The sequence below is a fragment of the Agrobacterium sp. K11 genome (assembly GCF_059429395.1).
Genome location: NZ_JCAHRB010000004.1, coordinates 380,940 through 394,136, shown reverse-complemented (window position 1 = coordinate 394,136; position 13,197 = coordinate 380,940). Strand labels below are relative to the sequence as shown.

General features: G+C 59.1%; 12 protein-coding genes. 9 read left to right on the top strand and 3 right to left on the bottom strand.

Annotated elements, in window-relative coordinates; translation table 11 throughout:
* The first annotated feature begins 10 nt into the window (after positions 1-10).
* From map to sbmA, 3 genes are all read left to right on the top strand, one after another.
* Positions 11-763, top strand: coding sequence for a type I methionyl aminopeptidase (gene map / locus AC5SEO_RS11560; protein WP_003513640.1), 753 nt, complete (start codon positions 11-13; stop codon positions 761-763).
* A gap of 110 nt (positions 764-873) precedes the next feature.
* Entirely contained in the window at positions 874-2,064 is a 1,191-nt protein-coding gene (locus AC5SEO_RS11555; protein WP_112752055.1) for an MFS transporter, read from the top strand.
* A 192-nt stretch (positions 2,065-2,256) separates the two neighbouring features.
* Positions 2,257-3,525 carry a peptide antibiotic transporter SbmA gene (sbmA, locus tag AC5SEO_RS11550; protein ID WP_003513636.1) on the top strand — a complete coding sequence of 423 codons (1,269 nt, stop codon included), beginning with the start codon at positions 2,257-2,259 and terminating at the stop codon, positions 3,523-3,525.
* A gap of 55 nt (positions 3,526-3,580) precedes the next feature.
* Here the strand turns inward: sbmA and AC5SEO_RS11545 are convergent, their stop codons facing one another.
* Positions 3,581-4,564, bottom strand: a complete 984-nt coding sequence (locus AC5SEO_RS11545; RefSeq protein ID WP_003513634.1) for a polysaccharide deacetylase family protein — start codon at positions 4,562-4,564, stop codon at positions 3,581-3,583.
* 151 nt (positions 4,565-4,715) lie between these two features.
* Here AC5SEO_RS11545 and AC5SEO_RS11540 point away from each other — a divergent pair, with 151 nt between their 5' ends.
* The 4 genes from AC5SEO_RS11540 to AC5SEO_RS11525 all read left to right on the top strand — a co-directional run bounded on the left by AC5SEO_RS11540 (position 4,716) and on the right by AC5SEO_RS11525 (position 8,406).
* Positions 4,716-5,300: an NnrU family protein gene (locus AC5SEO_RS11540; RefSeq protein ID WP_003513633.1), complete on the top strand. Its 585-nt coding sequence runs from the start codon at positions 4,716-4,718 to the stop codon at positions 5,298-5,300.
* A 154-nt stretch (positions 5,301-5,454) separates the two neighbouring features.
* Positions 5,455-6,126 carry a tetratricopeptide repeat protein gene (locus tag AC5SEO_RS11535; protein ID WP_003513632.1) on the top strand — a complete coding sequence of 224 codons (672 nt, stop codon included), beginning with the start codon at positions 5,455-5,457 and terminating at the stop codon, positions 6,124-6,126.
* Between the two features lie 33 nt (positions 6,127-6,159).
* A complete protein-coding gene (der, locus tag AC5SEO_RS11530; protein ID WP_003513631.1) occupies positions 6,160-7,590 on the top strand; it encodes a ribosome biogenesis GTPase Der in 1,431 nt (476 codons plus the stop codon).
* A 207-nt stretch (positions 7,591-7,797) separates the two neighbouring features.
* Positions 7,798-8,406, top strand: a complete 609-nt coding sequence (locus AC5SEO_RS11525; RefSeq protein ID WP_113292394.1) for a DUF2026 family protein — start codon at positions 7,798-7,800, stop codon at positions 8,404-8,406.
* A 190-nt stretch (positions 8,407-8,596) separates the two neighbouring features.
* Here the strand turns inward: AC5SEO_RS11525 and AC5SEO_RS11520 are convergent, their stop codons facing one another.
* Positions 8,597-9,646, bottom strand: a complete 1,050-nt coding sequence (locus AC5SEO_RS11520) for a bifunctional monoglucosyl/glucuronosyl diacylglycerol synthase (protein ID WP_003513627.1) — start codon at positions 9,644-9,646, stop codon at positions 8,597-8,599.
* Between the two features lie 209 nt (positions 9,647-9,855).
* Positions 9,856-10,776: a sugar kinase gene (locus AC5SEO_RS11515; protein ID WP_003513625.1), complete on the bottom strand. Its 921-nt coding sequence runs from the start codon at positions 10,774-10,776 to the stop codon at positions 9,856-9,858.
* A gap of 155 nt (positions 10,777-10,931) precedes the next feature.
* Between AC5SEO_RS11515 and bglA the strand changes: the two genes are divergently transcribed.
* A complete protein-coding gene (gene bglA / locus AC5SEO_RS11510; protein WP_003513623.1) occupies positions 10,932-12,596 on the top strand; it encodes a beta-galactosidase BglA in 1,665 nt (554 codons plus the stop codon).
* Entirely contained in the window at positions 12,593-13,048 is a 456-nt protein-coding gene (aac(6'), locus tag AC5SEO_RS11505) for an aminoglycoside 6'-N-acetyltransferase (protein ID WP_003513621.1), read from the top strand. Before bglA ends, aac(6') begins: the two co-directional genes overlap by 4 nt.
* Positions 13,049-13,197 lie beyond the last annotated feature (149 nt).

The window sequence follows — 13,197 nt, the reverse complement described above, 5'->3', positions numbered from 1 at the left end:
GGACAGAAACATGGTCATCTCCACCGACGAAGAACTGGTTTTGCTAAAGGATATCGGTCGCATCTGCGCCGTGGCCATGCAGACCATGGCGGATGCGCTGGAACCCGGTATCACCACGGCCGAACTGGATGCGATCGGCCGAAAGGTACTGGAGGATAACGACGCGCAATCGGCGCCGGAGTTCTGCTACCAGTTTCCCGGCGCGACCTGCATCAGCGTCAACGAAGAGGTTGCGCATGGCATTCCCGGCCCGCGCATCATCAAGGCGGGCGATCTCGTCAATATCGATGTCTCGGCGGTGAAGAGCGGTTTCTTCGGCGATACGGGTTCGTCTTTCGCCGTGCCGCCGGTAAAAAAGGAGATCGAGCGGCTGTGCCGCGATGGCAAGCGCGCCATGTGGACGGGCTTGCAGCAGGTGAAAACCGGTCGGCCCTTTGCCGATATCGGCAATGCCATCGGCTCCTTTGCAAAAAAGAACCGCTACACGCTGATCACCAATCTGGCGAGCCACGGCATCGGCCGCTCCCTGCATGAGGAGCCGAAGGAACTGGCGACCTGGCCGGACAAGGGTGAGCGGCGCATCATGCAGGAGGGCATGGTCTTCACCGTTGAGCCCTTCCTGTCGACGGGTGCCTATTGGGCCGAAGATGGCGACGACGATCCGTGGACGCTCTATAGCGATCCGAGCGCGCCGACCGTGCAGTATGAACATACCGTGGTTGCTACGAAGAACGGCCCGCTGGTGCTGACGCTGGTTGAGTGAGGGGATGCGCAGGCGACGGGATCTCGCATCTCGTACCGATAAAGACGGCTTATGCTGCCGATCAAAATAACTCGCTTGTTCCGTGGCAGTGCGGTTGCGATAAGCCGTACATGAGCATCGACAAGCCACTTTCCCCCAAACATCTGACTGCACTCGGTTTCGCCGGCGCCTTGATGATGGCGTCCGCCATGGGCTTCGGCCGTTTTTCCTTCACCCCCATTCTTCCCGGTATGATGGCTGATGTTCCGCTATCGGCGGGGGATGCGGGGATTGTTGCGGCTGGAAATTTCGCCGGTTATCTCGCGGGGGCGGTTCTCGCCGCCTATTCCTGGGGCTCGGGGCGCGAACGGCTGGTCGCCCTCTGTGGCTTGTTTTCCACGGGCGCGTTGCTGCTTGCCATGGCAGCCTTCAACTCCGTTGCAGCCTTCACCCTGATCCGGTTTTTCGCCGGCGTTGCCAGTGCGATGACCATGATCTTCACGTCGCAGATCGTCATCGGCCACGCCATGAAAGCCGGCAAGGACCATATTCAGGCGCTGCATTATGGCGGCGTCGGTGCCGGCATCGCGATTTCCTCGCTTGTGGTCTATCTCATCGGCGTCGTTTTTGATGGCGGCGGTGCCTCCTGGCGGGAGGAGTGGATTGCCGGTGCCGTCTTTTCCTTCGCTACGTTTCTTCTCGTCTGGCGGGTGATGCCCGCCGGGCCACCCCGGCATGCCTCTGCGCTGTCGGAGCCGCCGCTCAAATGGACGAAGCCGCTCTTTCTGACGACGCTCGCCTATGGGCTGTTCGGCTTCGGTTACGTCATCACCGCCACCTTCATTGTTGCGATTGCCCGCATGGCTGCTGCCGGCGCTTTCGTGGAGTTTCTGGCCTGGTTCGTGACGGGATGTGCCGCCGCCATTTCGCTTTTCCTCTGGAAGCCAGTCTTGAAATCGCAGGGGCTGAAGCGCGCTTTCGTGATCGTGCTTGCTGTGGAAGCCGTCGGCGTCTTCGCTTCCGTCATGCTGCCACCCGTTCCGGGCGTGCTTGCCGGCGGTCTGCTTCTGGGGCTGACCTTCATGGTCATCACCGCCTATGGCCTTCAGCTCGGCCGGGAATTCGCAGGCCCAAGCCCACGCCGCGCCTTTGCCCTGATGACGGCAGCCTTCGGTACTGGACAGATCGTCGGACCACTCGCCGCCGGCTGGATTGCCGAGGTGACGGGAAGTTTTACTGCACCAAGTATTCTCGCCTCTGGCGTGCTTGTCGCCAGCATTCTCCTGATGCTGCCGGTTCTCGCCACGGAGCGGCGGCGCTAAATCCGCCCGGGCATATTGCGCCTCACAAGGGGCGATTTCAGGGGTTCCTTGCGGGATCGATCCGCCGTTTGCGCCTTACATCTTGTTAAGGTCGTCGCTTCTTCGTTGCTGTGCACAAATTTCTGCCCTAGGTTCGGGCCATCTAGTGCTTCGCCAATAATGGCTGACTTCAAACGCGCGTGAGTTCGAAACGTGTTTCATTCTTTCTTTCCCAAACCGAAATTGTTCTTCACCTCCGCCATCGTCTGGGCTTTTGTCGCCATTCTTGGATGGTACTTCATCGTTGAAGGGCTAGGCAGGTCTTGGGGCTACGTGATGCCCGAGCAAGAACCTTACGATCTCAGCTATTTTCTGGTTCCCGCCAATCTGTTCTTCTACGCCTATCTGGCATTGTGCCTGGTGTTGTTCGGGGCTGTCTGGACCGTTCTCGCCAAGGATCACCCCTGGAAGTTCTGGTCCATATGGGGATCGCTGCTGATTATCGCGGTGACCTATTTCGGCGTTCAGATTTCCGTCGTCATCAACAATTTCCGGCGGCCTTTCGGCGATCTCCTGCAAAATGCGCTGTCAAAACAGCCGGGTATCGAAGTCTGGGATTTTTACAGTCTTCAGATTGTCTTCGCCAAGATCGCCTTTCTCAGCATGGCTGTGTCGATCCTCACGGATTTCTTCACCAGCCATTATATCTTCCGCTGGCGCACCGCGATGAACGACTTCTACATGTCAAAATGGGAAAAGCTGCGCCACATTGAAGGTGCCTCGCAGCGCGTTCAGGAAGATACGATGCGGTTCTCCTCCACGCTGGAGGGGTTGGGTATTACCCTGATCAATTCGGTCATGACGCTTGTTGTGTTTCTGCCGATCCTGTTTGCGCTGTCGTCCTACGTCTCCGAATTGCCGATCCTTGGCGAAGTGCCGCACGCGCTGTTCTGGCTGGCGATTGTCTGGTCCGTGTTCGGCACCGTGCTTCTGGCGACGGTCGGCATCAAGCTGCCCGGCCTGAATTTCCGCAACCAGCGTGTGGAAGCGGCTTATCGCAAGGAACTGGTCTACGGTGAGGATCACGCCGACCGCGCCCAGCCGCCGACTGTCAAGGAGCTTTACTCCAATGTGCGGAAAAACTATTTCCGCATGTATTGGCACTACCTCTACTTCAACGTCGCGCGGTATTTCTACATTCAGGCCGATGCCGTGTTCTTGCTCCTGATGCTTGTTCCCACCATCGTGGCGGGCAAGATCACCTATGGTATCTACCAGCAGATCGCCACGGCCTTCGGTCAGGTCAGTAATTCGTTCCAGTATCTGGTCAATTCCTGGACCACGATCATCGAGCTGCTGTCCATCCACAAACGTCTTGTGGCTTTCGAGGCCGCGATCGATGACAAGCCCCTGCCTGAAATCGACGAGCGTTATCTTCAGCGGGAAGCGGAAGCCGGAGAGCTGGCGGCCAACAAGCCCTGACGGAAAACAAAAAGGGCGGCCGACTGGCCGCCCTTTTGCATTGTATCCGGGGACCTTAGCCCTCTGTCTTCTGCTTCCTGCGCGCCTTGATGATCGGCATGGCCTCGGCGTAACTCACGCAAGCAACATCGTCGCTGCGGCAGACTTCGCGCAGCAGCCGCTCATAGGCGTTCCAATAGGCGCCGCCATTCATCTTCACGAAATGGAAGCCCATCTGCAGGGGGATGCGTTCGCCATTATACTGCTTGTCGAAAGCGGTGCGGAACGCCGCATAGGCGCGTTCCTCGAATTCCTGCGCGCGGTCCGGCGTCTCGATGCCGATGGAGTGGCGGATGAAGAGGTTGTAGTCCATGGCGATGATCGGGCGATTGCCGGGGCCTTCCGGAACCAGCGGCAGACCGAAATGTTCGATGCCGTCGCGCTCCACCGGCCATTCCGGTCCCTTGGTGATGCTGGTGGCGTCATAAACGAAGCCGTGTTTCTTCTGGGCTGCGGTCAGCGCCGGCCCCTGCGAAAGATAGGGCGCGCGGAAACCGTTGATGTTTTTCACCATGTCGCGCCAGCCTTCGGGTTCTTCACCCTTCTTGCCAATCATCTGCCAGGCATTTTCCAGCGTGCTGGTGAAGGTGGTAAACTCGCCGTCCCATTGCTCGGCGGTCCATTGGCCGCCATCGAAATGCCCACAGGTGTGATTGCCGATTTCGTGACCTTCGCGATAGGCCGACCAGATGTTGCGCAGCCGCGTCTCCACCTCTTCCGGCGACTGGCCAAATCCGACATTGGAGCGCCCGGCCTTCTGGCCGGGGCCCTGATAGGTCTTGGCGCTGGTCTTGCGGTCCATCACCAGCGTGCAGGCAAGGAAATAGGTGAAATGCGCGCCGACCTCCTTCGCCGTCGCCCGACTTCTTTCCCACAGCGAATTGTCGCCCGCACCGTCGAAAGAAACGATGACGAGCTGCTTCGGCTTCTCTGCATTTTCGGCAAAAGCGGGAAGGGCAAGGCATAGCGACAGGGAAAAAGCAGTCAATGGGCGAAACATCAGGCATCCGTCATGTGAAACACCGCTGCCTTTTGCGGGTGGAATAAGGCGAAGCTTTGAATAAACTGGCTTTTTTACGTCTTTCAGCCTAATTCCTTTTCTGCGTCGCGGTAATGAGGCCGCATTCCGTTCCACCGGGGGACCGTGTTCCATGCTTTTTCTCGTACTCTGTCTTGCCTTGTTTTTCCTGACGCATCTTTTGAAGGTGTTTGCGCCGCGATTTCGCGCGCAGATGATCGCGAAGATGGGAGAAGGACCGTTCAAGGGCGTCTATTCTCTCGCAAGCCTCATAACGCTCGGTCTCGTCATCTATGCGTTTGGCGAGGCGCGACAGGAAACCGGCGTTCTGTGGAACCCGCCGGTCTGGACGAGCCACCTCGCCGTGACCCTGATGCTGCCCGCGATGATCTGTCTTATCGCCAGCCTCATCCCGGCTGGCCACATCGCAACCAGAACCAAACATCCGCTCATTCTGGCGGTCAAGATCTGGGCGCTCGCCCATCTTCTGGCGAATGGAGAGACCTCTTCGATTCTTCTCTTTGCATCGTTCCTCGCCTGGGGTGTGGTGATGCGGATTTCGCTGAAGCGCCGGGAAAGAGCGGGTGAAAAAGTGGTCCGTCCCTTCGTCTCGGGCCGTTACGATCTGGTGGCCATCGTCGGCGGCATCGTTCTCTGGGGCGCTTTCATCCTGAAACTGCACGAATGGTTGATCGGCGTTCAGCCCATCGCCATGTAGGAAATCAACGTTTCCCCCTTACATATCAGGCAAAATAGGCTAGAAGGCCGACCATGACCCGTCGGCCGGACTTTTGCTGACCCGGGTAAGCGGCTTGGTATGTCTGCGAACGGATGGATCGGCGACGATCTCCGCGCGGGTAACGGAGAATTTGATGGCAAACGAAAATGATACCTTTATCCGCGAAGTGAACGAGCAGATCCGTTCCGAGCAGCTTTCCCGTTTCTGGGGCCGCTACGGTATCGTGGTCGTTGGCGCCGCCGTTCTCGTGGTTGTGGGCGCCGCCGGTGCCGGCATCTACGAATACTGGAACACTAGCCGCGCTTCCAACTCCGGCGACCAGTTCATTGCGGCGCTGAAGCTTGCTTCCGACAACAAGACGGACGAAGCGCTGAAGGCCTTTGCCGATCTTGAAACCTCCGGTCATGGCAATTATCCGGTGCTGGCGAAGTTCCGTTCTGCGACGCTGCTTTCGCAGAAGGGCGATGCGGCCGGCGCCATCGCTGCCTTCACCGCGATCGGCAACGACACGTCTGCCCCGCAGGTCTTCCGCGATACGGCGAAGGTGCGCGCGGCGTGGCTGCTGGTTGACAACGGCACGTATGATCAGGTCGTTGCACTTGCGGAGCCGTTGAGCGGCGAAGGCCAGACCATGCGTGCATCGGCTCGCGAAGCCCTTGGTCTTGCCGCCTACAAGGCTGGCGATTTCGCCAAGGCCAAACAATGGTTCGAGCAGATCGTCAGCGACGCGCAGGCGCCACGCAATGTGACGAACCGCGCGCAGATCATGCTCGACAATATCACTGCTTCGGGCAAAGCTGTCTAACACGGCTTTCCCACCTCCAAGGATTAACGATCAATGAGCTTCACCGTCGCCATAGTCGGGCGCCCCAATGTCGGCAAGTCCACGCTTTTCAACCGTCTGGTCGGAAAGAAGCTGGCGCTTGTCGACGATACGCCGGGCGTGACCCGTGACCGCCGCCCCGGCGACGCGAAGCTTGTCGACCTTCGTTTCACCATCATCGATACCGCCGGTCTGGAGCAATCCGGGCCGGAGACGCTTCAGGGCCGCATGTGGGCGCAGACCGAAGCGGCGATCGACGAAGCCGATGTGACCCTTTTTGTCGTTGACGCCAAGGCAGGCCTGACGCCCGCCGATGAAACGCTGGCCGAAATGCTGCGCCGTCGTGGCAAGCCGGTGGTTCTGGTGGCCAACAAGTCCGAGGCGCGCGGTTCCGATGCGGGCTTCTACGATGCCTTTACGCTCGGTCTTGGCGATCCGTGCGCCATCTCGGCCGAACATGGCCAGGGCATGATCGACCTGCGCGACGCCATCGTCGAGGCGATCGGCGAAGACGTTGCCTTCCCGCCTGAAGTGGATGAGGCGGAGACCGATATCGTTCTTCCGCGCACTGAGCCCGGCAGCGAGGAAGAGGAAGAAGAAGAGCCTGTTTATGACGAGACCAAGCCGCTGCGTGTCGCCATCATCGGCCGACCGAATGCGGGCAAGTCCACCCTCATCAACCGTTTCCTTGGTGAAGACCGCCTGCTAACCGGCCCGGAAGCGGGCATTACCCGCGACAGTATTTCCGTCGAGTGGGACTGGCGCGGCCGCACCATCAAGATGTTCGACACGGCCGGAATGCGCCGCAAGGCCAGGGTGACGGAGAAGCTGGAGAAGCTCTCGGTCGCGGATTCCCTGCGCTCCATTCGTTTCGCCGAAACGGTGGTGATCGTGTTCGACAGCACCATTCCGTTCGAAAAGCAGGACCTGCAGCTGGTCGATCTCGTTATCCGCGAAGGCCGCGCCGCCGTGCTTGCCTTCAACAAATGGGATCTGGTTGAAGATCCGCAGGCTTTTCTGGCCGATCTGCGTGAAAAGACCGAGCGGCTTCTGCCGCAGGCCCGCGGCATTCGCGCCGTGCCGATGTCCGGCCAGACGGGCTATGGCCTTGACCGGTTGATGCAGAACATCATCGATACCGACAAGATCTGGAACCGCCGCATCTCGACCGCCAAGCTTAACCGCTGGCTCGATGCGCAGACCACGCAGCATCCGCCGCCGGCCGTTTCCGGCCGCCGCCTCAAGCTGAAATACATGACGCAGGTAAAGGCGCGCCCGCCAGCCTTCATGATTTCCTGCACCCGACCGGAAGCCATTCCGGAGAGCTACACGCGCTACCTCGTGAACGGTCTGCGCAAGGATTTCGACATGCCGGGCGTGCCGATCCGCGTGCATTATCGTGGCTCGGACAATCCATTCGAGAGCAAGGCGAAGAAGAGGCGGTAATCGGCTGCTGAAAACCTCTCCTCCGTTATTCTCGCGCTAATCCCGAGAATCTGCAAACTTTCGATTTTGCGACTCGGGAGGTAGATCCTCGGGACAAGCCCGAGGATGACGTCGCGTGGGGCCGAGGTCTCACCAATATCGAGATCGACGGTGAACCGGTCTCTCCCGTTGCCTTCCGATAATCATAAAACTGGCGAGTAAAAAACCATGTTGATCAAGCAGACCGACTATCACCGGATTTACCGCGTCATCAACAGCCTGCTCGTCAACGACAATGCCGACCCGGCTACGGCCTGCATGTATTTCAGCACCTTCGGCGCCTTCATCCTTCAGCAGCATTACAAGGTGAAAGCTGTGCCGAAGGGCGGGCTTGCCGCTTATAATCTGGGCGGAACGGTGATGCTTTTTGCGGACCATCGTGACGATGGTTACGTAACGGGCGCTGGCGATAATTTCCATTGCTGGGTCGAAGCGGACGGATGGGCTATCGATTTCATGGCGCCCGCTTTTTCGCAGAGCGCACGCGAACTTTCCGTGCCCCCGAAGATGTTTCAGCGTCCGCTATCGGCCATGGCGGCTTCCATCAACGATCTCGATCATTCTGGCGATTTCTTCTACCGCTCCGAGCCGGAAGCCACCGCGCGGCGTTTTGCCGACTGGCATAAACAGGCGATGATCGGCGATCTGGCGAGCGTCGCCGCAAACTGGTTCCGCAAGTCGCCGAAACAGATGTCCCCGTCGCTTTCGGTCACGGAGCGGAACGGCAAGGCGCGGACGGTGCCGCTTTCCGGCCAGACGCTCGTCGGCGCGTGGTGATCTGAGACGGGATAAGTCTTTGCGAAATTAGGACGGCCAGCGTGATCTCGCGGCAGCCGCCTGACGTCAATCAGCAGCCCGACCCCGTTCTAAAGATAACGGCGGTCGCGTCCAGATCGTCTTGTGACACTCCTGCTTTGTTTCGTCCACCGTTCCCCGATAAAATGTCGGGGATCAATGTGTCTCCACGTCAGGCAAGTCGTGAGCGGGACAAAAGCGGCAGGGATTTTCCGGCGGCGTGAATGACGTTGTCGAGGAATTGCCGCGATGCCTTTTCCCAGCTGTAGCTTTTGGAAAGCGCCAGAGCCTCCTGCGATGAACAATGGAGCGCTGCAAGACACGCGTCGCGAAGATTGTCATTCAGCGCGCCTGCCCCGGGATTGCCGCCGAGAATATCGATCGGCCCGGTAACGGGGAAGGCGGCCACCGGCACACCGCTCGCCAGCGCTTCCAGAATGGTGTTGCCGAATGTGTCGGTCTTGGACGGAAAAACGAAGACATCGGCCTGCGCATAGGCAGCCGCGAGTTCTTCCCCGGTCTTGATGCCGGTAAACAGCACGTCCGGATATTTTTCCTGCAATTCATGGCGGGCCGGGCCGTCGCCGATCACGACCTTCGATCCGGGCAGCTCGAGGTCGAGGAATTCAGGCAGGTTCTTTTCCACCGCCACACGACCGACCGTCATGAAGATCGGTCTCGGCAGATCGAAAGGCAGCGACGTTTTCGGACGTGGATGGAACAGTTCGGCATCGATGCCGCGGCTCCAGCGCTTCAAGTTGCGAACCCCGCGGGCCTCAAGCTCGGTCTCCAGGCTTGGCGTCGCCACCATGCAGGTGTTGCCGCCATTGTGAAACCAGCGCACGAAAGCGTAAAGCCAGCTTTCCGGGACGGGGAAGCGCGCCGCGACATATTCGGGAAAGCGGGTGTGATAGCTGGTGGAAAAACGCATCCTGTTCTTCACGCACCAGCGCCGCGCCATGAAACCCAGCGGACCCTCGGTGGCGATGTGGACGAAGGAGGGCTGGCTTTTTTCAATCTCCGCCGCGACACGGCGATAGCCGGCGACTGACAGGCGGATTTCCGGATAGGTCGGGCAGGGGATGCTGTAGAAACTCTGCGGTGTCACCATGTGCACATCCACGCCCAGCCGCGCGAGTTCCGTATTGGTATTTTCGATGGAACGAACCACGCCGTTGACCTGCGGGTGCCAGGCATCTGTGACAATCGTGATTCTCGTCATGAAACACCGATCCTGCTCGACTGCGCGCGGGCGATTCCCCACCACCCGGCTTCCGCCCGTATATGCGGCGTGCGTGTTACAGGATCATGTCAGGTCGGATGAGGGTAGAGAAGTGTCCTTTGCACACACAAGCTTGCTCTGTCCGTAATGCGCGCTCCTGGTCATCCCTGTGACAAGCACAGGTATCAGGAAGCCGGTTCCGTCTTGCATCATCCGACCAACGGAAGAAGCTCGGGGCTGATCAGCGCGCCGTGATGGCCGATGACGGTTGCCGCTGCCCGTGCGGCAAAGACGGCGGCGTCATGCGGCGAACTGCCGGTTACATATCGGGCGAGAAACGCGCCGTTGAAACTGTCGCCTGCACTTGTCGTATCCACCACATCCACGGCTTCTACCGCCGGAGCGTGGCTGCGTGCGCCGCTGAAATCGAGTGTCGCACCCTTTGCGCCATCCTTGACGACGATGTTGGCGACGCCGAGCGCACGGTAACGCTCGATTGTGGCCTCGACAGATGTGTCACCGAAATGGCTGGCTTCGTCATCGAAACTTGGCATTACCAGCGTTGCGGCGCGTGCGCCGTTGGTAATCGTCTCCAGCATCGTGTCCTTGTCGGACCAGAGGCGCGGGCGGATGTTCGGGTCGAAGACCACGGGCTTGCCCGCTGCCTTGGCGCGGCGCAGTTCCGCAAGGAAAGTATCGACATCGTGCGGCGAGGCGAGAATGGCGAGCGTGATACCGGAAAAATAGATGACGTCGGCGCTTTCCACCGTCTTGCGCAGGTGGTCCGCATCTGCTGCGAGTTGCCTTGCTGCTGCGGCGTTGCGCCAATAGCTGAAGGTGCGCTCACCATCCTTGAGGTTGATGAGGTAAAGGCCGGGTGTGCCGCCCTTGATGCGGCGGATTTTTTCCGTGCCGATACCGGCATCTGCAATGAAGGCCAGCATGTCCTGCGAAAGAGGATCGTCGCCGAGTGCCGTGAAATAATCGACGGACCAGTCTTCTGGCAGGCAGGCACGCGCATACCATGCCGTATTGAAGGTATCACCGGCAAAACCCTTGCGCAGCAGCCCGTTTCCGGCCTGCGACAGTTCCACCATACATTCGCCAATCGACAGAAACCGTCCGCCCACGCCGTCATCCTCCACTTGCTTTACCTTCGGGATTACGACGACAGGAGGTGCCTGACAAGCCCGCTTCGAGGTGATTTTGGGCATTTGCGAAGTTCCGGTTTACGCAGGGACAGCTGCTTTATATTCTCGGACCAACCCTCATCAGGAGATCGCTCATGCCGACAACCCATGCCCCGGTCCACAAATCCCAAGCGCAATCGGACTGGTGGAAGGGGGCGGTGATCTATCAGGTATATCCGCGATCCTTTCAGGACACGACCGGGGACGGTTACGGCGATCTTGCTGGGGTGACGAAGCGGCTTTCCTACATCGCCTCGCTCGGCGTCGATGCCATCTGGCTCTCGCCTTTCTTCACCTCTCCCATGGCCGATATGGGCTATGACGTTTCCGATTATTGCAATGTCGATCCGATGTTCGGCACGCTTGCCGATTTCGATGCATTGATGGCCGAGGCGCACCGGCTGGGGCTGAAAGTCATTATCGACCAGGTGATTTCGCATACATCCGATAAGCATCCCTGGTTCGTGGATAGCCGTGCAAGCCGCATCAACAGCAAGGCGGACTGGTATGTCTGGGCCAATCCCAAACCGGATGGCACGGCGCCCACCAACTGGCTTTCCGTGTTCGGCGGGCCGGCATGGGAATGGGATGGCGTGCGCAAGCAATATTACATGCACAGCTTTCTCGCCTCGCAGCCGGATCTCAATTTTCACAATCCGGATGTTCAGGATGCGCTTCTGGAAACCGTACGGTTCTGGCTCGATCGCGGCGTGGACGGTTTTCGTCTCGATACCGTCAATCACTATTTCCACGACAAGCTGTTGCGCGACAACCCGCCGCTTTTGGACGACGAAAGCTTTGGTCTCGATGCGTCCGACGTCAATCCTTACGGCATGCAGGATCATCTCTACGACAAGACGAGGCCGGAAAACGTGGCCTTCCTCCAGCGCTTCCGCGCGCTTCTCGATGAATATGAGGGCCGCGCCACCGTGGGCGAGGTGGGGGACGGCGCACGCTCGCTGAAGACGGTCGCGGCCTACACATCCGGCAACGACAAACTCAACATGTGCTATACCTTCGATCTGCTTGGCCCGGATTTCAGCGCAAAACACCTGCGGGGCTCGGTCGAGACCTTTGGCAAGGTGGTGACGGATGGTTGGGTGTGCTGGGCTTTTTCCAACCACGATGTGGTGCGCCATCTGAGCCGGTTTTCCGAAGGCTCCGAGGAGCAGACGCGGGTTGCGAAGCTCGCCATCTGCGTTCTCGCCAGCCTACGGGGCTCGATATGTCTGTATCAGGGTGAGGAGCTGGGCCTGACCGAGGCCGAACTGGCCTTCGAGGATTTGCGTGACCCCTACGGCATTCGCTTCTGGCCCGCCTTCAAGGGGCGTGACGGGTGCCGCACGCCGATGGTGTGGGAAACCGGCAAGCCGAATGCGGGTTTTTCAAGCGCGGAAAAGCCGTGGCTGCCGGTGCCCTATGTCCACGCCATGCAGGCGGCGGATGCGCAGGAGCGCAAGCCGGACTCGGTTCTTAACCACTACCGCGCGGTCTTGTCCTTCCGCAAAACCCATGGAGCATTGCGCGACGGCGATATGGACTTCATCAAGACCAATCTCGATGTGCTGGCCTTCACGCGCCACAAGGGTGACGAAAAACTGCTGTTCGTTTTCAACCTGACGCGTGAGGCGGTGGAATTTCCTATCCCGAAGGGTATGGAGGTCACGGATATCCTGCCGATGCCGGGTTTTGAGCCTTTGTTCGACGCCGGGATCGTGAAGCTTGAGGGGTTGGACGTGTTTTGCGGGGTCGTCGCTTGAGCCTGCAATTTTCCATCAGGGACGCCGCAGCATCTCTGGATGACTGGTCCCTTTTGCGCCACCGTTTATGGCCCGATGCCTCTGTTGCCGACCACAGGGCGGAATTGCAGAACCTATCCGACAACGACGCCGGTTTCATTGCCTATGATCTGGTCGGAATGGCCATCGGTTTTGCCGACGTCAGCCTCCGGCGGGATTATGTCAACGGATGCAATACCTCGCCTGTTGCGTTTCTCGAAGGCGTTTATGTGGAGGAGGAATTCCGCGGTCAGGGCGTTGGCGCGGCATTGATCGCCGAGGTCACCCGCTGGGCGATCAGCAAGGGTGTGAGCGAACTTGCCTCCGATGCCAATATTGCCAATGTCGATTCACACCGTATGCATGCGGCGCTGGGGTTTGAGGAGACCGAACGGGTGGTTTATTTCCGCAAGCTGCTGCCATCGCATTCATGACTTGCCGATGCTGTAAGTCAGCCGATTTAGCAATCCGTCCGTTTCGCCTTCTTTTTTATGCGGACGTCGCTCGGCTCATTTATTCTTATTCCGGTAACTTGCGCCACGCCTATTTTGGCAGGGTCGCGGGCAAATATTATTACGTGACC

What these genes read in the sequence shown, in the direction of transcription:
- map (WP_003513640.1), top strand. Translation starts at nt 11, where the DNA reads ATGGTCATCTCCACCGACGAAGAACTGGTTTTGCTAAAGGATATCGGT.
- AC5SEO_RS11555 (WP_112752055.1), top strand. Translation starts at nt 874, where the DNA reads ATGAGCATCGACAAGCCACTTTCCCCCAAACATCTGACTGCACTCGGT.
- AC5SEO_RS11545 (WP_003513634.1), bottom strand. Translation starts at nt 4,564, where the DNA reads ATGTTTCGCCCATTGACTGCTTTTTCCCTGTCGCTATGCCTTGCCCTT.
- AC5SEO_RS11540 (WP_003513633.1), top strand. Translation starts at nt 4,716, where the DNA reads ATGCTTTTTCTCGTACTCTGTCTTGCCTTGTTTTTCCTGACGCATCTT.
- AC5SEO_RS11535 (WP_003513632.1), top strand. Translation starts at nt 5,455, where the DNA reads ATGGCAAACGAAAATGATACCTTTATCCGCGAAGTGAACGAGCAGATC.
- der (WP_003513631.1), top strand. Translation starts at nt 6,160, where the DNA reads ATGAGCTTCACCGTCGCCATAGTCGGGCGCCCCAATGTCGGCAAGTCC.
- AC5SEO_RS11525 (WP_113292394.1), top strand. Translation starts at nt 7,798, where the DNA reads ATGTTGATCAAGCAGACCGACTATCACCGGATTTACCGCGTCATCAAC.
- AC5SEO_RS11520 (WP_003513627.1), bottom strand. Translation starts at nt 9,646, where the DNA reads ATGACGAGAATCACGATTGTCACAGATGCCTGGCACCCGCAGGTCAAC.
- bglA (WP_003513623.1), top strand. Translation starts at nt 10,932, where the DNA reads ATGCCGACAACCCATGCCCCGGTCCACAAATCCCAAGCGCAATCGGAC.